This is a genomic window from Enterobacter sp. PI-10 (assembly GCF_027947695.1).
Lineage (GTDB): Bacteria > Pseudomonadota > Gammaproteobacteria > Enterobacterales > Enterobacteriaceae > Enterobacter > Enterobacter vonholyi.
The window spans coordinates 15,191-32,977 of sequence record NZ_JAJNOG010000006.1 but is presented as its reverse complement, the minus strand read 5'-3'; the positions used below and the strand labels follow the sequence as shown (position 1 = coordinate 32,977).

The 17,787-nt window shown below is 54.3% G+C and carries 22 protein-coding genes, 1 other RNA gene and 1 pseudogene; 15 read left to right on the top strand and 9 right to left on the bottom strand.

Translation table 11 applies throughout. The features are described from left to right. Positions 1–155: 155 nt before the first annotated feature. From LRM19_RS14115 to LRM19_RS14105, 3 genes are read left to right on the top strand one after another with little or no spacing between them, the layout of a single operon-like run. Positions 156–683 (top strand): tetratricopeptide repeat protein, encoded by a 528-nt coding sequence (locus LRM19_RS14115; RefSeq protein ID WP_271369184.1) that lies wholly within the window; start codon positions 156–158, stop codon positions 681–683. 7 nt (positions 684–690) lie between these two features. Next, positions 691–1,221 carry a sigma-70 family RNA polymerase sigma factor gene (locus tag LRM19_RS14110; protein WP_271369183.1) on the top strand — a complete coding sequence of 177 codons (531 nt, stop codon included), beginning with the start codon at positions 691–693 and terminating at the stop codon, positions 1,219–1,221. Then, positions 1,218–2,009, top strand: a complete 792-nt coding sequence (locus LRM19_RS14105) for an anti-sigma factor family protein (protein ID WP_271369182.1) — start codon at positions 1,218–1,220, stop codon at positions 2,007–2,009. Before LRM19_RS14110 ends, LRM19_RS14105 begins: the two co-directional genes overlap by 4 nt. On the opposite strand, the gene LRM19_RS14100 is transcribed toward LRM19_RS14105, so the two are convergent. Both LRM19_RS14100 and LRM19_RS14095 read right to left on the bottom strand, forming a co-directional pair. After that, a complete protein-coding gene (locus LRM19_RS14100) occupies positions 2,001–2,561 on the bottom strand; it encodes a YceI family protein (protein WP_115876103.1) in 561 nt (186 codons plus the stop codon). The two genes, LRM19_RS14105 and LRM19_RS14100, sit on opposite strands and share 9 nt — an antisense overlap. Positions 2,562–2,666: 105 nt before the next feature. Beyond that, positions 2,667–3,023, bottom strand: a complete 357-nt coding sequence (locus LRM19_RS14095; protein WP_008502540.1) for a hypothetical protein — start codon at positions 3,021–3,023, stop codon at positions 2,667–2,669. Positions 3,024–3,409: 386 nt separating this feature from the next. On the opposite strand from LRM19_RS14095, the pseudogene LRM19_RS14090 reads away from it, so the two are divergent. The 3 genes and pseudogenes from LRM19_RS14090 to LRM19_RS14080 form a co-directional block, all read left to right on the top strand. Further along, a pseudogene (locus LRM19_RS14090) lies at positions 3,410–3,607 on the top strand (nucleotidyltransferase domain-containing protein); the annotation flags it as partial. Between the two features lie 158 nt (positions 3,608–3,765). Further along, complete coding sequence (locus LRM19_RS14085; RefSeq protein ID WP_271369181.1) at positions 3,766–4,542, top strand: isocitrate lyase/PEP mutase family protein; 777 nt, start codon at positions 3,766–3,768, stop codon at positions 4,540–4,542. Further along, positions 4,526–5,572 carry a bifunctional transcriptional activator/DNA repair enzyme AdaA gene (locus LRM19_RS14080; protein WP_271369255.1) on the top strand — a complete coding sequence of 349 codons (1,047 nt, stop codon included), beginning with the start codon at positions 4,526–4,528 and terminating at the stop codon, positions 5,570–5,572. The genes LRM19_RS14085 and LRM19_RS14080 overlap by 17 nt, the downstream gene beginning before the upstream one ends. A gap of 141 nt (positions 5,573–5,713) precedes the next feature. On the opposite strand, the gene ssrA is transcribed toward LRM19_RS14080, so the two are convergent. Next, positions 5,714–6,077: a transfer-messenger RNA gene (ssrA, locus tag LRM19_RS14075) on the bottom strand. An 89-nt stretch (positions 6,078–6,166) separates the two neighbouring features. After that, positions 6,167–6,649, bottom strand: coding sequence for an SsrA-binding protein SmpB (smpB, locus tag LRM19_RS14070; protein ID WP_008502505.1), 483 nt, complete (start codon positions 6,647–6,649; stop codon positions 6,167–6,169). Between the two features lie 156 nt (positions 6,650–6,805). Between smpB and LRM19_RS14065 the strand changes: the two genes are divergently transcribed. Both LRM19_RS14065 and LRM19_RS14060 read left to right on the top strand, forming a co-directional pair. Beyond that, complete coding sequence (locus LRM19_RS14065) at positions 6,806–7,243, top strand: type II toxin-antitoxin system RatA family toxin (RefSeq protein WP_014832955.1); 438 nt, start codon at positions 6,806–6,808, stop codon at positions 7,241–7,243. Continuing rightward, on the top strand, positions 7,233–7,520 hold the full coding sequence (locus LRM19_RS14060) for an RnfH family protein (protein ID WP_008502503.1): 288 nt from the start codon (positions 7,233–7,235) through the stop codon (positions 7,518–7,520). The genes LRM19_RS14065 and LRM19_RS14060 overlap by 11 nt, the downstream gene beginning before the upstream one ends. 104 nt (positions 7,521–7,624) lie before the next feature. Here the strand turns inward: LRM19_RS14060 and bamE are convergent, their stop codons facing one another. The 3 genes from bamE to nadK all read right to left on the bottom strand — a co-directional run bounded on the left by bamE (position 7,625) and on the right by nadK (position 10,727). Beyond that, positions 7,625–7,963, bottom strand: coding sequence for an outer membrane protein assembly factor BamE (gene bamE / locus LRM19_RS14055; protein ID WP_008502502.1), 339 nt, complete (start codon positions 7,961–7,963; stop codon positions 7,625–7,627). Positions 7,964–8,101: 138 nt separating this feature from the next. Further along, on the bottom strand, positions 8,102–9,763 hold the full coding sequence (gene recN, locus LRM19_RS14050) for a DNA repair protein RecN (protein ID WP_271369180.1): 1,662 nt from the start codon (positions 9,761–9,763) through the stop codon (positions 8,102–8,104). Positions 9,764–9,848: 85 nt separating this feature from the next. Beyond that, positions 9,849–10,727 (bottom strand): NAD(+) kinase, encoded by an 879-nt coding sequence (gene nadK, locus LRM19_RS14045; protein ID WP_008502500.1) that lies wholly within the window; start codon positions 10,725–10,727, stop codon positions 9,849–9,851. A gap of 122 nt (positions 10,728–10,849) precedes the next feature. On the opposite strand from nadK, the gene grpE reads away from it, so the two are divergent. Continuing rightward, positions 10,850–11,443 carry a nucleotide exchange factor GrpE gene (gene grpE / locus LRM19_RS14040; protein WP_271369179.1) on the top strand — a complete coding sequence of 198 codons (594 nt, stop codon included), beginning with the start codon at positions 10,850–10,852 and terminating at the stop codon, positions 11,441–11,443. Between the two features lie 52 nt (positions 11,444–11,495). On the opposite strand, the gene LRM19_RS14035 is transcribed toward grpE, so the two are convergent. After that, positions 11,496–12,782, bottom strand: a complete 1,287-nt coding sequence (locus LRM19_RS14035; protein ID WP_039263458.1) for an HlyC/CorC family transporter — start codon at positions 12,780–12,782, stop codon at positions 11,496–11,498. Positions 12,783–12,800: 18 nt separating this feature from the next. Further along, positions 12,801–13,592, bottom strand: coding sequence for a cytochrome C assembly family protein (locus LRM19_RS14030; protein ID WP_032623031.1), 792 nt, complete (start codon positions 13,590–13,592; stop codon positions 12,801–12,803). Positions 13,593–13,758: 166 nt separating this feature from the next. Here LRM19_RS14030 and ffh point away from each other — a divergent pair, with 166 nt between their 5' ends. The 6 genes from ffh (at position 13,759) to LRM19_RS14000 (ending at position 17,767) form a co-directional block, all read left to right on the top strand. Further along, entirely contained in the window at positions 13,759–15,120 is a 1,362-nt protein-coding gene (gene ffh / locus LRM19_RS14025) for a signal recognition particle protein (RefSeq protein ID WP_014884878.1), read from the top strand. A gap of 116 nt (positions 15,121–15,236) precedes the next feature. Continuing rightward, positions 15,237–15,485 (top strand): 30S ribosomal protein S16, encoded by a 249-nt coding sequence (rpsP, locus tag LRM19_RS14020; RefSeq protein WP_003863133.1) that lies wholly within the window; start codon positions 15,237–15,239, stop codon positions 15,483–15,485. 15 nt (positions 15,486–15,500) lie between these two features. Next, positions 15,501–16,040, top strand: a complete 540-nt coding sequence (rimM, locus tag LRM19_RS14015; protein ID WP_164850638.1) for a ribosome maturation factor RimM — start codon at positions 15,501–15,503, stop codon at positions 16,038–16,040. A 31-nt stretch (positions 16,041–16,071) separates the two neighbouring features. Continuing rightward, the gene (gene trmD / locus LRM19_RS14010; protein WP_014832949.1) at positions 16,072–16,839 is read left to right on the top strand and encodes a tRNA (guanosine(37)-N1)-methyltransferase TrmD; all 768 of its coding nucleotides are present in this window, start codon (positions 16,072–16,074) and stop codon (positions 16,837–16,839) included. A 43-nt stretch (positions 16,840–16,882) separates the two neighbouring features. Beyond that, the gene (gene rplS / locus LRM19_RS14005; protein WP_002914145.1) at positions 16,883–17,230 is read left to right on the top strand and encodes a 50S ribosomal protein L19; all 348 of its coding nucleotides are present in this window, start codon (positions 16,883–16,885) and stop codon (positions 17,228–17,230) included. A 132-nt stretch (positions 17,231–17,362) separates the two neighbouring features. After that, a complete protein-coding gene (locus LRM19_RS14000; RefSeq protein ID WP_111964891.1) occupies positions 17,363–17,767 on the top strand; it encodes a DUF2946 domain-containing protein in 405 nt (134 codons plus the stop codon). Positions 17,768–17,787 lie beyond the last annotated feature (20 nt).

Sequence of the window (17,787 nt, the reverse complement as noted above, 5' to 3'; positions counted from 1 at the left end):
TAGCGTTAAGGAAAGGGTAAAATAACCTGATTTATTTCCATTGCGGCTACGATGTCGGCATGATTTTGCGACAACAAAAAAATACGGGGAGAATGAATAAAAATTCTCAGTCGGGCGTTAACTGACGTCACTTCCTTCTTACCCTGGAGCTTTGTATGAACACGACCTCGTTTCGTTTGATCCCGGTGCTGATTTTTTCCCTGCTGTCCCCACTGGCGCTGGCCATGGGCAATAATAGTACCGAGAGCAAAACGCCCGATTGTCCTTCCGGACAGGCATATGACAGCGCCACACAGAAATGCGTGCCGGACAAGAGCAGCAGCCTCAGCGACCAGGACAAAACCAACTATGCGTACCATCTTGCGAAGAAAGGAGAATACCAGGCGGCGCTGAACCTGCTTGATTCGCTGAAAAATGGCAATACGGCTGAAGCGTGGAACTACCGCGGGTTCGCCACGCGCAAACTGGGCCGCACGGACGAAGGGATTGGTTACTACCAGCGCGCGCTGGCTATCGCCCCGGATTATGCCAAAGCCCGGGAATATCTCGGTGAAGCGTGGATGGTAAAAGGACGCCCGGACCTCGCGAAAGAACAGCTGAAGGTGATTGCCGGTATTTGTGGCCAGTCCTGTGAGGAGTATCGCGACCTGCAGGCCGCTATCAACGGACATCCGGAATCCTGATTTTCTCGTGGAGGGAAAACACATCGCTACCCGTGAGGTTCGTCAACAGTTAGCCGCACACCTGCCGCGTCTCTGGCGGTATGGGCTGGTGCTGTCGCGAAACAGGGATATCGCCGAAGAGCTGGTTCAGTCCACCTGCGTGCGTGCGCTTGAAAGAAGCAGCCAGTATACGCCGGGCACACGCATAGACAGGTGGCTGTTCGCGATCCTTCACTCCATCTGGATCTCTGAACTTCGGGCACGACACGTGCGTCAGGGGCAGGGATTTGTGGCCAGCGACGAGCTTATGGCACCGGACACCCGTGAACAGGATGAGACACGCCTGCATTACCTTAAGGTGATGCAGCGCGTCAACGCGCTGCCTGAAGCCCAGCGCAACGCGGTATTTTTGGTTTATGTCGAAGGCTTTACCTACCAGGAGGCGGCAAACACTCTGGCGGTGCCGATCGGAACCGTGATGAGTCGGCTGGCGACGGCGCGGGCTCGGCTTGCCAGATCCGCTGACGCACTGCCTCCGGTAAAGGAGAAACGCTCTTGAACGCGCACCGTTTTGTACCGCCCTATAACGACGACGCTATCGTGGCCTGGATAGATGGTGAGATGTGCCGCGCCGACGCGCAGCAGTTTGAAGAACAGTTGAAAAATGACGAACGCCTCGCCGGGCGAACCGATGAACTGATGAAAAGCAGCCAGGATTACGCCGGGGCGTTTGCCTCCCTGCTGGATGACGCGCCTCTTGAGACAATGCAGGCGCGTCTGGCAGCTCTTCCCGATCCACAATCCTCCTCGCCGGTCGGGGTCAGCAGGCGGGCGCTGATTGCCGCATCGGTCAGCTTTTTGATGGTTGGCTCCGGTCTGGGCTACCTGCTGCGTACCGCAGCTGCGCCTGCGGATGAGAATGCCCATATCCGTGACCTTGAAGCGCAATATATGTCCCTGTACAGCGTCGAGACGCTGCTGGATATGGACAGCGCAACGCCGGTTCTGCAGCGCGGGCTGAAACGGGCCGCGCAGGACATCGGCCTGAAGCTGAACATGTCGCAGCTTGTCCTTCAGGGGGCAGAGCTGAAAATGGTGCGAATGCTGCGCTATGAAACCACCTCGATCGCGCAGATTGCCTGGATCAACGCCGACTACGGCCCGATGGCGCTTTGTATCTCTCCTGTTGATGAAAAGGCGACGGCCTCGCTCCGCCAGGAGAAGCGGCACAGCATGAACCTGGCGTGGTGGCAGGATGCGGGCTACCAGTTTGTCCTGATTGGCCGCAACCCGCCGTCACATCTGCGGGGAAACGCGGAGCAGCTACAGCGCCTGATCTCAGGATGACGGCACTTTATTCGTCTGAATCGCAATGGCAATGGCAATTCGATCGTCCACGACCAGGGCAAACTTATCCATTCCGTAGGACGCGCGCGAGATCGCCGTGGTGGCATCCAGCGTGAGGGCCTGCGCATGCGGGTTTTTCACGATGGCCTCAAGGATCACCGGACGGGCAATGTTTCGCACGGTCAGCGTGCCGAACACCCTGAACCGTCCGTCGCCCTGGGCGACCACGCGAGAGCTGATGAACTCGATTGTCGGGTAACGCTCGGATTCAAAAAACATGTCGCTTTTGAGCTGCCAGGTGAGCAGCTTGTTTGAGGCTACGAGAGTCGCTACGGGAATGGTGACGTGAATATGATCGTCGACGTCGTTTTCCGGGTTGAGCGTTACGGCTCCCGTCACGCCGCTGAATGTCGCCCAGGAGAGGATGCCGCCGAAGGCATGCCACGACAGCCGAATGGCGGTGTTATCGGTGTCGATAATGTAGCTTTTCGGGGCGGCGTGCAGAGAAGGGCATAAAAGCAGAACGGCCAGAAAGGCCAAAAGGCGATACATAGTGGTTTCTCCGATAAATGCGCACTGCGTAAACGCCCGAGGTGCTAATTATATTCGAAGAAATAAAAAAGGCCGCAAGCGCGACCTTTTTGCGAGCATAAATATTTACTCAGTGACTTTCTTTTCCAGCTCGCTGGCACCTTCTTTGGTTTTGTTCCAGCCTTTCTCAGCGCCTTCTTTGGTGGCATCCCACCCTTTCTCGGTGCCTTCTTTGGTTTTATGCCAGGCTTTCTGGGAATCTTCGCTGACCTTGCTGCCAAAGCTTTCGCTTTTACCTTCCGCAGCATGCTTCTGTTTCAGCTTCAGCTCTTCACCTTTGTTCTGCTCTTCGTGCAGTTTTTGCTTCGCCTCGTTGGCGTTTGCGTTCGCCGCCGCGACGGTATCGTCAGTTGCATGTGTGGTCGCAGCAAATACTGGGGAAGCCAGCAGAACGGCAGATAATGCGATAATTGTTTTTTTCATAATATCCTCATTTAACGTTATCGGTTATGAGCGTGATTCAGCATGGCACAGGCGAAACGGGATGGCTTTAGGAAAAAACTGTAATGAGATCAACATGCCCCGATTAGGGGTATTTCGCCTGAGGATTATCCAAAGGATAAAACGCCTATTTCCGCGAGGGCGGCGAGGGTCAGGAGAATGAATATTATGACGGTTATGGGTCTGTACATGGTGGGGCTCCTTCCGGGGTGAGCGGCTATTCCGTAGCGCTGGGTGGGGGTGTTTTTTTATTCTCCATAGGGGGAGGGGCGGTGTCGTTGATGTTGGTCAAAGGGAGAGGGTAGCTTCTCAAGCGAGAAGATGAATGAGCTCTGTCAGGGCTGGACGTAGTGATTGTGGTGGAATGATCGCAGATTCACTCCCTTCTCGCTGGCGGCTCGCTTGTTCATGGCGGGTTTGATAAATACTCCGATCTCGATTTTGTTGTTGTGGTAGACCCTCTCTACTATGACGAAATCATGGCTCAGCGTATTGTGCTCGCCGGAACACTGGGTCACCTGCTCCATGCTTTCACCGGGGAACATGTGGGAGAGCCTCGTCTGCTTAGCCATGCTGAAAGCCGGAGCCCGGGCCTGAAAGGTTTTGGTCTGTTCCGCCCCCCATGTTCAGACGACGTTTGCTAAAAAATGGTCGTCTGAATTTCGGTTGTGAGGTTCTTCCTGAGTGCTTAGATTCATTTCCAATCTATCGAGAGGATATGAATATGAACTTTGCAGAACGCCACTATCAGCATGAGCCTCTTCTTATCGCCAACGTCTGGGATGCCGCCAGTGCTGTCGCAGCGCAAAAAGCAGGCTACCAGGTTCTGGGAACGTCCAGTGCAGCTATAGCGTCCACACTGGGATATGACGACGGGCAGGGAGTGCCGTTTGATGAGTTATTTTATATGGTCACCCGGATCCGGGCTGCCAGCAGCCTGCCATTGAGCGTTGACATGGAAGCAGGGTATGGTGATTCAGCCGAAGAGATAGCAGACAATCTGCGGCACCTTGCTCAGACAGGCGTCTCAGGCGTTAACCTCGAAGACAGCCGAGTCATAAACGGGGTTCGTCAGCTTGACGATGCCTCTGATTTTTCCCGTAACCTGAGAACAGTATGCGATACGCTGAGAAGCGAAAATTACAGCCTGTTTCTGAAAATCCGGACTGACACTTACTTGCTCGGGCATGAAGACGCGTTGCAGGAGACGATATTACGGGGTCAACGCTACAAAGCTGCAGGTGCTGACGGCCTTTTTGTTCCCTGCCTGACGTCAGAGAAAGACATCAGCCTCATTGCAGAGGCAACGGGATTGCCTCTGAATGTCATGTGTATGCCCGATCTTCCGCCATTCGACAGGCTGAAACGGGCCGGGGTAAGCCGCATTTCAATGGGCAATTTTGTTCATTCAGCGATGCAGTCAACGCTGATTGATGTCATGCATGCGATCCGATCTCGTCAGACGTTTGAAGGACTTTTTGGTGATGAAAATAACCGATAAAAATCTGTGTGATATCTGGTATCAGGCATTACTTGAACGTGCTTCAGACTACACTGGCGTGTTTTTTGTTGGCGTCAAAACCACTGGCGTATTCTGCATTTCGGTATGCCGGGCGCGAAAGCCCAAGCGCGAAAATGTCGAATTTTATAAAGATGCCAAATCTGCCCTGGCGGACGGCTTTCGTCCTTGTAAGGTCTGCAGACCTGCGGAAAATGCGCACAGCGCGCCATTATTCGTTGAGCAGGCGCTTGCGCTTGTCAGGCGCGATATCAAATCCCGTGTAGCAGACGCGGAGCTTCGTCAGCATGGCATCAGCCCGGAGCGGGTAAGACGCTGGTTCCGGCAACATCACGGCATCACTTTTCAGGCTTTCCAGCGAATGCAGCGGGTGAACGTTGCCTTGCAGGAGCTGAAAAGCGGACGAGCGGCGACTGACGTTGCGCTGGACAATGGCTATGAATCGCTGAGCGGCTTTGGTTATACCTACAAGCGTCTTACTGGCGCAGCGCCGACTCAGGCAACCCAGGTGATAGTCATTCACCGGTTTACCACGACGCTTGGACCGATGTTTGTCTGCGCGACAGAGCGGGGAGTCTGTCTGCTGGAGTTTACCGATCGCCGGATGTTAGAAACAGAATTCCGCGATATTCAGCGTTTATTTAACGCCAGAATCGTCACCGGCGAAAACAGCCATACCCGGCAGACAGTAAAAGAGATCGGCGAGTATTTTGCCGGAACGCGCCGACAGTTTGATCTGGCTTTAGATGCTCCGGGAAGTGATTTTCAACAATCCGTCTGGCATGCGTTGCGTGCTGTTCCCTATGGACAGACCTCACACTATCAGGCCATTTCACTACGGCTTAATAAGCCAAATGCTGTGCGCGCCGTCGCTGCCGCTAACGGTGCCAACCGGATTGCGATTGTGATCCCCTGTCACAGGATAATTGGAAAAGATGGCGCGATGACAGGTTACGGAGGGGGGATTTCACGCAAAGAATGGCTCATTGAGCATGAGAGAAATAATGTTTAATGGCGTGATGTTTCTTTGTCGCCGGGAAATTTTACGGACTTCGCGGGACATGTTGAGGGTACAAAAAAGCCCGCAGGGCTTGCGCCGTGCGGGCTCTTGGGACTTCATCGGATGACTCTGGTAATCACCGATGGAGAATTTTGGTGGAGCTGGCGGGAGTTGAACCCGCGTCCGAAATTTCTACATCCTCGGTACTACATGCTTAGTTTGTCTTTACATTCGCACGCCAGCTGCGGACAGACACGCCACTAACGAACTAGCCTGATTAGTTTTAACGCTTCAACCCCAGGCAGGGCTTCCACGCGATCTCTTTTGGGTTTGACCTCTCTTTGATCCCCGTCTTAAGAGCGGAAGCTAGGGAGAGAGGGCTCAGAGCAGGTTATTAAGCTGCTAAAGCGTAGTTTTCGTCGTTTGCGACTATTTTTTTGCGGCTTTTAACGAGGCAAACCGCCCCTCGGCATGCACCTTGGGTTTCGCAAATCCCGTCGAATCCAGAATCAGCCCCAATAGTGTTGAACTGAGTATACCAGATTTCACTTCCTGGATACCAGCCCGGAACGCTAACTTATTGAATAGTACAATAAGTGTGCAGAATCAACGTCCTGCGTTTTTCATAATGCGCGCTTTGTCCAACTGCCATTCGCGCTCTTTCAGGTCAGTGCGTTTGTCGTGCTGTTTTTTACCCTTCGCGACGCCAACTTTCACTTTGCACCAGGCGTTTTTCCAGTACAGCGACAGGGCGACCACGGTGAAACCTTCACGGTTGATGCGTCCGTAGAGGGATTCCAGCTCACGCTTGTTCAGCAGCAATTTGCGCGTGCGCGTTGGGTCACACACGTAGTGTGAAGAGGCGACGGTCAGCGGCGTAAAGTTCGCGCCGAACAGGAAGGCTTCGCCATCTTTCAGAATCACGTAGCTATCGCCGATGTTGGCTTTCCCGGCGCGCAGCGATTTTACTTCCCAGCCCTGCAACGCAAGGCCAGCTTCGAATTCTTCTTCAATGAAATACTCGTGGCGAGCACGCTTGTTGAGCGCAATGGTCGCCGAGCCTGGTTTATGTGCTTTTTTCTTCGTCATAAGTGTCGTAAAGCCGTCGGTAATCTGATTTCAAAAAGTCACCTCATTGCGTCCTGTGAGGTCTAACGCGCTATCTTAGCACGAGATGAGGCTTAGCGTTTTTTTAACAGGTGATAAATGTTATTATTTGTCCGTTGTGTGACCATGGGAAATGCTATGCCTCAGATTAGCCGTACTGCGCTTGTGCCTTACAGCGCGGAACAAATGTATCAGTTAGTGAACGATGTTCAGTCTTATCCAGAGTTTATTCCGGGATGCACCGGGAGCCGCGTTCTGGAGTCTGGCCCGACGCAGATGACCGCGGCGGTGGATGTCTCCAAAGCGGGGATCAGCAAGACGTTCACCACCCGTAATACGCTGACGAGCAATCAGAGTATTTTGATGCATCTGGTGGATGGTCCGTTTAAGACCCTGATGGGGGGCTGGAAGTTTACGCCGCTGAGCGCTGACGCCTGCCGCATTGAGTTCCATCTGGACTTCGAGTTCACCAATAAGCTGATTGAGCTGGCGTTTGGCCGCATCTTTAAAGAGCTGGCATCGAATATGGTTCAGGCGTTCACCACCCGCGCCAAAGAGGTTTACAGTGTCGCATAAGATTGCTGTGGAAGTGGTTTACGCGCTGCCGGAGAAGCAGTATCTGCAGCGCGTGACGCTGGAAGAGGGGGCGACCGTTGAGGCGGCCATCCGTGCTTCCGGCATCCTAGAGCTTCGCAGCGATATCGACCTGGCGAAGAATAAGGTCGGGATTTACAGCCGTCCGGTGAAGCTGGGCGATGTGCTGAAAGAGGGCGACCGGGTGGAGATTTATCGTCCGCTGATTGCCGACCCGAAAGAGCTGCGTCGTCAGCGTGCGGAGAAGGCCAGTAAGTAGTGCTTTCTTCCCCTCACCCTGACCCTCTCCCCAAAGGGGCGAGGGGATCAACACAAAACAAAAAAGGTGCTCAATGAGCACCTTTTTGCATTTCTGACACCGGATTATTTGGTCAGGGCAGGCTTGTTGTCGATGTTGGTCAACACACCGGCGCTGCTGAAGGTCAGCGTCAGGGTCTGCTGGGTCGCATCTTCATGGCCCGGCTTCTGACGGAATACATAGAACCAGGTGTTAGTGCCGAACGGATCGGACATCATCGGGGTTCCCAGTGCATAAGCGACCTGCTGTTGTGTCATCCCCACGCGGATTTTGGACACATCGTTAGGGGTAAGGTAGTTCCCCTGGTTGATGTCAGGACGGTAAACCACTTTCTCCAGAGTGGAACAGCCTGCGGTCAACATCAGAAGAACCGCTGCGGCAGCGGTCAGCATTTTACAACGCATAGTGATTTGATTCCTTTTCGGGCCCGAGCAGAACGCGGCTCATATGTAATATGCCGATGATAATAGACCTTGCCCCACTTTGAAACCGGTCTGGCGGCGTTTTTGTTGTTCTCTATGACCCTGAGATCCCGAAAAAGTTTATGCCGCCAGCAGTTCTTTCGCGTTCGCGAGCGTGTTACGCGTGACTTCGCTGCCGCCGAGCAGGCGTGCCAGCTCCTGCAGACGCGCACGTTTATCCAGCGGCTTCATGTGCGTTTCGGTCATTTCACCGTCGGTTTCTTTGCTGACGATAAAGTGATGATGACCGCAGCCCGCAACCTGCGGCAGGTGGGTGACACACATCACCTGCGTTGATTCGCCGAGCTGGCGCAGCAGTTTACCCACCACCGCCGCCGTCGGGCCGCTGATGCCGACATCCACTTCATCGAAAATCAGCGCCGGGGTGTCCATTTTACGCGCGGTGATCACCTGAATCGCCAGCGCAATACGCGACAATTCACCGCCGGAGGCCACTTTGGAAATCGCCTGCAACGGCTGCCCCGGGTTGGTGGTGACGCGGAATTCGATGCGATCCGCACCTTCCGCCGTCAGGTGATTCTCTTCAAAGCGAACGTCAATGGTGAAGACGCCATGCGGCATCGCCAGCGTGTGCATGCTGTCGGTAATGTGCTGGCTTAACTCCTGAGCATAGTGCTGACGGATTTCATGCAGCTTTTGCGCTGTGGCCAGCGCCTGTTCATGGTGCAGGCTCACCGCCAGGGAGAGGGTTTCCAGCGAGTCAGCCTGATCGTCGAGCTGCTGCTGTTCCTCCAGCAGAGACTGATAGTAACCCGGCAGTTCTTCCGGCGTAACGTGGTGCTTGCGCGCCAGCGAGATCTGACGGGAGATACGCTGTTCCAGCTCAAACAGACGGTTCGGGTCGAGATCCAGACGCTCACAGTAGTGGCGCAGTTCATCACCGGCTTCAGAGATCTGAATGGCTGCCTCTTCCAGCATATCCAGGACGCCAGAAAGTTTGCTGTCCATGCCGACCAGTTCGGTAAGCAGCTGGCGGACGTTATACAGCTGGCTCTGCAGGTTCACGTCTTCGCCATCCGCCAGAAGGTTGAGCGCATTCTGACTGGTTGAGAGCAGATGCCCGCTGTTCGCCAGGCGTTTGTACTCTTCGTCGATTTGCTCAAACTCACCCGCCTGCGGGTTAAATTCGTTCAGCTCTTTGAGCTGGTATTCCAGCAGCTCCGCACGGGCGGTGCGCTCCTGGCTTTGCTGCTGGTGCTGAGCGAGCTCGCGGCAGCTCTGATGCCACTGGCGATAGTGCTCGGCCATAAGCTGAGTAAGCGCGTACTCACCCGCATAGCCATCCAGCAGCGCTTTCTGCTGTTCGGGTTTGACGAGTTGCTGATGCGCGTGCTGACCGTGGATCTGGACAAGCAACTGACCGAGTTCACGAAGCTGGGAGAGCGGGACCGCCGTGCCGTTGATAAAGCCGCGGGAGCGACCGTCGCTGCTGATCACGCGGCGAAGTAAACACTCACGTCCATCTTCAAGCTGGTTCTGTTCCAGCCAGCGCTGGGCGGCAGGGGTGTCTTTCAGGGAGAAGCGGGCGCACAGGTCGGCACGGTTTGCGCCCATGCGCACCATGTCCCCCTCGGCGCGGCCGCCAAGGCACAAGCCGAGGGCATCAATGGCAATGGATTTACCTGCACCGGTTTCCCCGGTGATCGCCGTCATGCCGCTGTGGAAATCGATCTCAAGCTCACGAACAATGGCAAAGTTGCTGATGGTCAGTTGTGCCAGCATAATTGTTTTCCTGTATGAAAAACCATGACTGTGTTTTCATACAGTATAAACTGGTTTTATATACAGTAAAGTCCTGGATGCAAAATCAGAACAATTTTTTTGACCAGCCAAGCTTTGAGCTTAATGTGTTGAAATAGCTGTAATCTTTCGGATGAATCAAGTTCAGGTGGTAATCACACCTGCGAATAAGCACATCTTCACCTTCCTGAATTGGCAGCGCTATCTGGCTGTCGCAGCTGATCTCCAGGTCGTTACGGCGGTGCGAGAAGCGCAGACGGATCGTGCTGTCGCCGTTGATGACCAGTGGGCGGGCGGAGAGCGTGTGCGGGAACATCGGCACCAGGGTAATGGCGTCCAGCGATGGCGTCAGGATCGGGCCGCCGGCAGACAGCGAGTAGGCGGTTGAGCCGGTCGGGGTGGAGATAATCAGCCCGTCAGAACGCTGGGAGAAGGCAAAGATCTCGTCGATATAGACTTCAAACTCGATCATGTGCGCCACTTTTCCGGGATGAAGCACGACCTCGTTAATCGCGGTGCTGATGCGCTTCTGACAGTCCTGCTGGCACACCTGCGCCTCCAGTAAAAAGCGTTTTTCACTGATATAGTGGCCTTCCAGCACGTCGGCCAGCTGCTGCTGGGCATTGTCCGGGTCGAGATCGGTTAAAAAACCGAGATTGCCACGGTTGATGCCGATGACCTTGATGTCATAGCGCGCCAGCGTGCGCGCCGCGCCTAGCATGTTGCCGTCGCCGCCCACCACCACGGCGAGATCGGCCTGTTGGCCAATTTCCGCCAGCGTGCCGGTTTTGACGCTCTTCAGCTGCAGCTCCTGAGCAATCTGCTGCTCGACCATCACTTCATAGCCTTTGCTACACAACCAGCGATACAACATTTCATGTGTCGTTAGTGCGGTAGGGTGACGCGGATGCCCGACGATCCCAATACACCTGAAATGATTATTCATTTTCTGGAGGTCCTTGTGCCTGATGAATGATGACAATCTGTCTTGTTCCCTTGAATCCCGGAAACTGATCCCCATAATAAGCGAAGTTAGCGAGATGAATGCAGAAAAACGCGGAGAAATTCATGAGTAGTAAAGAACAGAAAACGCCTGAGGGGCAAGCCCCTGAAGAAATTATCACGGAACAGCACGATGAAGTTGAGGCTGTAGAGCCAGACGCATCTGCTGAGCAGGTGGACCCGCGCGATGAAAAAATTGCGAATCTGGAAGCCCAACTGGTAGAAGCACAGAATCGCGAACGCGAGAGTGTTCTGCGCATCAAGGCGGAAATGGAAAACCTGCGTCGTCGTACCGAGCAGGACGTTGAGAAGGCGCACAAGTTCGCGCTGGAGAAATTCGTCAACGAACTGCTGCCGGTGATCGATAGCCTCGATCGCGCGCTGGAAGTGGCTAACAAAGCGAATCCGGACAACGCGGCAATGATCGAAGGCATCGAACTGACGCTGAAATCCATGCTCGACGTGGTGCGTAAGTTTGGCGTGGAAGTGATTGCCGATACCGACGTTCCGCTGGATCCAAACGTTCACCAGGCGATTGCGATGGTTGAATCTGAAGAGATTGAAGCCGGTAAAGTACTGGGCGTAATGCAGAAAGGTTACACCCTGAACGGCCGTACCATTCGCGCGGCGATGGTGACCGTGGCGAAAGCGAAAGCGTAATTTGCAATCCGTAGTGCCGAGTAGCGGCGTTCGCCTTACCCGGCCTACAACCTTACTCCGCGATACTTTCGCGCAGGGGTTTTACGGGCAGGACTTTCACCTGCTTAATCATATTGTCCTGCACGTCCAGGATATCAATATCGTACTGTTCAATGCGCACCCGCGTGCCCGCTGCCGGTATCTCTTCCAGCGCTTCCAGAATCATCCCGTTAATGGTGCGAGCCTCATCTTCCGGTAAATGCCAGTTAAAGGCTTTGTTGAGTTCACGAATGTTTGCGCTGCCGTCAATCAGCACCGAGCCATCGTTTTGCGGGGTGACCTCTTCCGCGAGGGAAGGCGACATTGAGGTAGTAAAGTCCCCGACAATCTCTTCCAGAATATCTTCGACCGTCACCAGCCCCTGGATATCGCCGTACTCGTTTACCACCAGGCCGACCTTCTTCTTGTTTCGCTGGAATTTTACCAGCTGCGTGCTGAGCGGCGTTCCTTCCGGCACGTAGTAAATTTCGTCGGCGGCGCGCAGCATCACCTCTTTGGTGAACTCTTTTTTCTCGGTCATCAGACGGTAGGCTTCGCGCACGCGGAGCATGCTGATGGCGTCATCCAGTGAATCACGATAGAGCACAATGCGCCCGTGCGGGGAGTGCGTCAGCTGGCGAACGATGGCTTTCCAGTCATCATTGATGTCGATACCGACGATTTCGTTACGCGGCACCATGATGTCGTTCACGCTCACCTTTTCCAGATCCAGCACCGACAGGAGCATGTCCTGATTGCGCCGGGAGATCTGCGAGCGGGATTCATTCACAATGGTGCGCAGCTCCTCTTTGCTGAGTGCGCTGCTGATGGTGACATCGGCTTTGATTCCCACCATCCGCATCAGTACGCGCGTCACCATGTTCAGCAGCCAGACCAGCGGCATCATCAGGATCAGCAGCGGTGCCAGCAGGAAGCTGCTCGGGTAGGCAACTTTCTCAGGATAAAGCGCGGCGATGGTTTTCGGCAGCACTTCGGCAAACACCAGCACCACGAACGTCAGCACGCCGGTGGCAATCGCCACCCCGGCATTGCCGTAGAGGCGCATCCCGACGATGGTGCCGAGGGCAGAGGCCAGAATGTTGACGAGGTTGTTGCCGATGAGCACCAGGCTTATCAGTCGATCCGGCTTGCGGAGCAGCTTTTCAACGCGACGTGCGGCGCGGTTACCCTGTTTAGCACGATGACGTAACCGGTAGCGGTTTAAGGTCATCATGCCGGTTTCCGAGCCGGAGAAATAGGCGGAGATGACCACCATGACGATCAGGATAACGATCAGCGTGGTGGTAGAGATGTGTTCCAGGGGGAACTCCTTTGTTTCTTAGCCAGCAAATTGCTGTATGAAGCGGCTGCCAAAATAGGCAAGGGTGAGAATGCCCGCACCCGCGACGTTGAACCAGACCACGCGACGACCGCGCCAGCCTTCATGATAATGGCCCCATAACAGGACAATATAGACAAACCACGCGATGATGGAGAGCACCGCTTTATCGATATTCTCCACGCTGAACAGGTTCTTCATGTAAAACAGCCCCGTGCAGAGCGTGAGCGTCAGCAGCACCACCCCCACCTGGGTGATGTGGAACATCTTACGCTCAATGACCATCAGCGGCGGCATTTCATGGTTAAAGGCCAGCTTTTTGTTTTTCAGCTGGTAGTCAATCCAGGCGAGCTGCATGGCGTAAAGCGCGGCGATAATCAGCGTCGCGTAGGCAAAGAGCGACAGGCCGATATGCACCAGCATCCCCGGCGTCGCCTCCAGATGCGTAATGAACTCATTAGGCATAAAGGTGGCGAGGGCCAGATTGATCAGCGCGAAGGTGTAGACAATTGGCAGCAGCAGCCAGCCGCGATTTTTAGACGCGACGATGGTCATTACCGTACAGATCATCAGGCTGACCAGCGAGCCGACGTTGAGGACGCTCAGGTTTTGCACGCTGCCGTCACCGGGGATGATGCGTGATTCCAGCGCAAAGGCGTGGCTAATCAGTGCGATCACCGCCGAAAGAATAGCCATGCGCCGCCAGCCGCTGTTTTTTTGCAGCAGTCCGGGAATAATCAGCGCGAGGCTGACAGAGTAGGCAACAAGGGCGATCAGTGCGAAAACAGGCATATAGGCATCGACAGTTGTCTTAATAAGAAAGAGAAGCAGTATAACGTTACGTGACGCCTGCTCCAACCGTTGCATAACAACAAAGGCGCCTTCATGTTATACTCCGGCAAAATTCTGTGTATGTGTCGCTCAATGCGACCCAACGTTTCTACTCAGGCGAGAGACAATGTTTGATAATTTAACCGATCGTTTGTCGCGCACGCTGCGCAACATCAGCGGCCGCGGACGCCTTACTGAAGAGAACATCAAGGAAACGCTGCGCGAAGTGCGCATGGCGCTGCTGGAAGCAGACGTCGCGTTGCCGGTTGTTCGTGATTTTATCAACCGCGTAAAAGAGAAGGCGGTTGGTCATGAAGTTAACAAGAGCCTGACTCCGGGTCAGGAGTTCGTCAAAATCGTTCGTAATGAACTGGTTTCAGCGATGGGCGAAGAGAACCAGGTGCTTAACCTGGCCGCTCAGCCTCCGGCCGTGGTGCTGATGGCGGGCCTGCAGGGTGCGGGTAAAACCACCAGCGTCGGTAAGCTGGGTAAATTCCTGCGTGAAAAGCACAAGAAGAAAGTGCTGGTGGTCTCTGCGGACGTCTATCGCCCGGCGGCGATCAAGCAGCTGGAAACTCTGGCCGAGCAGGTTGGCGTGGATTTCTTCCCGTCCGACGTGGCGCAGAAGCCTGTCGACATCGTTAACGCCGCGCTGAAAGAGGCGAAGCTGAAATTCTACGACGTGCTGCTGGTGGATACCGCCGGTCGTCTGCATGTTGACGAAGCGATGATGGACGAGATCAAGCAGGTGCACGCCTCTATCAACCCGGTAGAGACCCTGTTTGTTGTCGACGCCATGACCGGTCAGGATGCGGCGAATACCGCGAAAGCGTTTAATGAAGCGCTGCCGTTAACCGGCGTCGTGCTGACCAAAGTGGACGGTGACGCCCGCGGCGGTGCGGCCCTCTCGATTCGCCACATCACCGGCAAGCCGATCAAATTCCTCGGCGTGGGCGAGAAAACTGAAGCGCTCGAGCCGTTCCACCCGGACCGTATTGCCTCCCGTATCCTCGGCATGGGCGACGTGCTGTCGCTGATCGAAGATATTGAGAGCAAGGTTGACCGCGCGCAGGCTGAGAAACTCGCCAGCAAGCTGAAAAAAGGCGACGGTTTCGATCTCACCGACTTCCTTGAGCAGCTGCGTCAGATGAAAAACATGGGCGGCATGGCCAGCCTGATGGGCAAACTGCCGGGCATGGGCCAGATCCCTGACAACGTGAAAGCGCAGATGGATGACAAGGTGCTGGTGCGTATGGAGGCGATCATCAATTCGATGACGCTGAAAGAGCGCGCTAACCCGGACATCATCAAAGGTTCCCGTAAACGCCGTATCGCAGCCGGTTGCGGCATGCAGGTGCAGGACGTTAACCGCCTTCTGAAACAGTTCGACGACATGCAGCGCATGATGAAGAAAATGAAGAAAGGCGGCATGGCGAAGATGATGCGCGGGATGAAAGGGATGATGCCTCCCGGTTTTCCAGGGCGTTAATCGCTTTTGAGATTGCTTTTTGCCCGAAAATGAGTAAAATTTTCGGGCTTTTAATATGACACCCGGGCTCCGTTCCTCGATGGGGCCCGGTTGTTTTATTCACACAAGAGGATGTTATGGTAACTATTCGTTTAGCACGTCACGGCGCTAAAAAGCGTCCGTTCTACCAGGTTGTTGTGACTGACAGCCGTAATGCACGCAACGGTCGCTTCATCGAGCGCGTTGGTTTCTTCAACCCACTGGCCGCTGGCGCAGAAGAAGAAACTCGTCTGGATCTGGATCGTATCGCTCACTGGGTTGGCCAGGGCGCTACTGTTTCCGATCGCGTTGCTACGCTGATCAAAGCAGCAAACAAAGCAGCTTAATCTGTCACGGTGGTCATGATGAGCAGTAAAGCACCTGTTGAACCGATCGTATTGGGAAAAATGGGTTCTTGCTACGGTATCCGTGGTTGGCTCAGAGTGTTTTCCTCCACTGAAGACGCTGATAGCATTTTTGATTACCAGCCCTGGTTCATCCAGAAAGGCGGTAAGTGGGAAGAGGTCGAGCTGGAAAGCTGGCGTCACCACAATCAGGACATCATCATCAAGCTGAAAGGCGTTGACGATCGTGATGCCGCGAATGCGCTGACTAATTGTGAAATTGTCGTGGATTCGTCGCAGTTGCCAAAGCTGGAAGAGGGCGACTACTACTGGAAAGACCTTATGGGTTGCCAGGTGGTCACTACTGAAGGCTACAGCCTGGGGAAAGTCATCGATATGATGGAAACCGGGTCAAATGACGTTCTCGTCATTAAGGCAAACCTGAAAGATGCATTTGGCATCAAGGAGCGGTTGGTCCCGTTCCTCGATGGACAGGTTATCAAGAAAGTCGATCTCACTACTCAAACCATTGAAGTAGATTGGGATCCTGGTTTTTAAATTCTCCGGATAAACGGTAAAAGACGGCGCTATGTGGATTGGCATAATTAGCCTGTTTCCTGAAATGTTCCGCGCGATTACCGATTACGGGGTAACTGGCCGGGCAGTAAAGAATGGCCTGCTGAGCATCCAGAGCTGGAGTCCTCGTGACTTTACTCATGACCGGCACCGTACCGTGGACGATCGTCCTTACGGCGGCGGACCGGGGATGCTAATGATGGTGCAACCCTTACGGGACGCCATTCACACAGCAAAAGCCGCGGCAGGTGAAGGCGCAAAGGTGATTTATCTGTCACCTCAGGGACGCAAGCTTGATCAAGCGGGCGTGAGCGAACTGGCGACGAATCAAAAGCTGATTCTGGTCTGTGGGCGCTACGAAGGGATAGATGAGCGCGTAATTCAAACCGAGATTGACGAAGAATGGTCTATCGGCGATTACGTTCTCAGCGGTGGTGAGTTACCGGCAATGACGCTGATTGACTCCGTCGCCCGGTTTATTCCGGGTGTTCTGGGCCATGAAGCTTCGGCAACGGAAGATTCCTTTGCCGACGGGTTGCTGGACTGTCCACACTATACTCGTCCTGAAGTGTTAGAAGGGATGGAAGTTCCGGCAGTGTTACTGTCTGGAAACCATGCCGAGATACGTCGCTGGCGTTTGAAACAGTCGCTGGGCCGAACCTGGCTTAGAAGACCTGAACTTCTGGAAAACCTGGCTCTGACTGAAGAGCAAGCAAAGTTGCTGGCCGAGTTCAAAACTGAACACGCGCACCAGCAGCATGAACATGATGGGAATGCGTAATACGCTCCCGAATATCAGTTTACCCAGGATAAGAGATTAAATTATGAGCAACATTATTAAGCAACTTGAACAAGAGCAGATGAAGCAGGACGTACCTTCCTTCCGTCCAGGTGACACCGTGGAAGTGAAAGTATGGGTTGTTGAAGGTTCCAAAAAACGTCTGCAGGCATTCGAGGGCGTGGTTATCGCTATTCGTAACCGCGGTCTGCACTCTGCATTCACTGTTCGTAAAATTTCCAACGGCGAAGGCGTTGAGCGTGTCTTCCAGACTCACTCTCCGGTAGTTGACAGCATTGCTGTTAAACGTCGTGGTGCTGTACGTAAAGCTAAACTGTACTACCTGCGTGAGCGTACTGGTAAGTCTGCTCGTATTAAAGAGCGTCTGAACTAAGATTCGCTTAAGCGACATCCTGTTAGAAAGGGCTGGCCGAAAGGCTGGCCCTTTTTTTATCCCATCGCACCTCTCGAGTTAACCCTTTCGTCATAAATCATTTACAATGCTTGCCTCTTGAGTGGAGGGGAAGTGGATAACGTACTGCATCAGCCTGACCGGAAACGCGCAGCGGCATTGATCGCGCTGTTTGCGATCCTGCTGATCGTGGTGGCGCCGCTGATCTCCGTCTCGTTGCAGAAAGATCCCATGAGCGCCATGCCGGGCATGCATCATGACATGAGCATGATGTCGATGGACGAGCATCACGGCGATATGCCGCACTCGATGCCTGTCGACCATGCGGAAGCCTGTGGCTACTGCGTGCTGTTAGCGCATGTCCCTGGCGTGATGCTGGCGCTGATCGTCTTGCTCAGTGTGGTGCTGCAGAGGCTTCGCGTTAAGCCGCCGCGTCAGGCGGTCAACCACTGGCACTTCTTCCCCTGGCTTTACCCGGATACCCGCGCGCCGCCGCGGCAGTCTGCTTTTTCCCTTTAAAAACAAAATCGATAACTTTT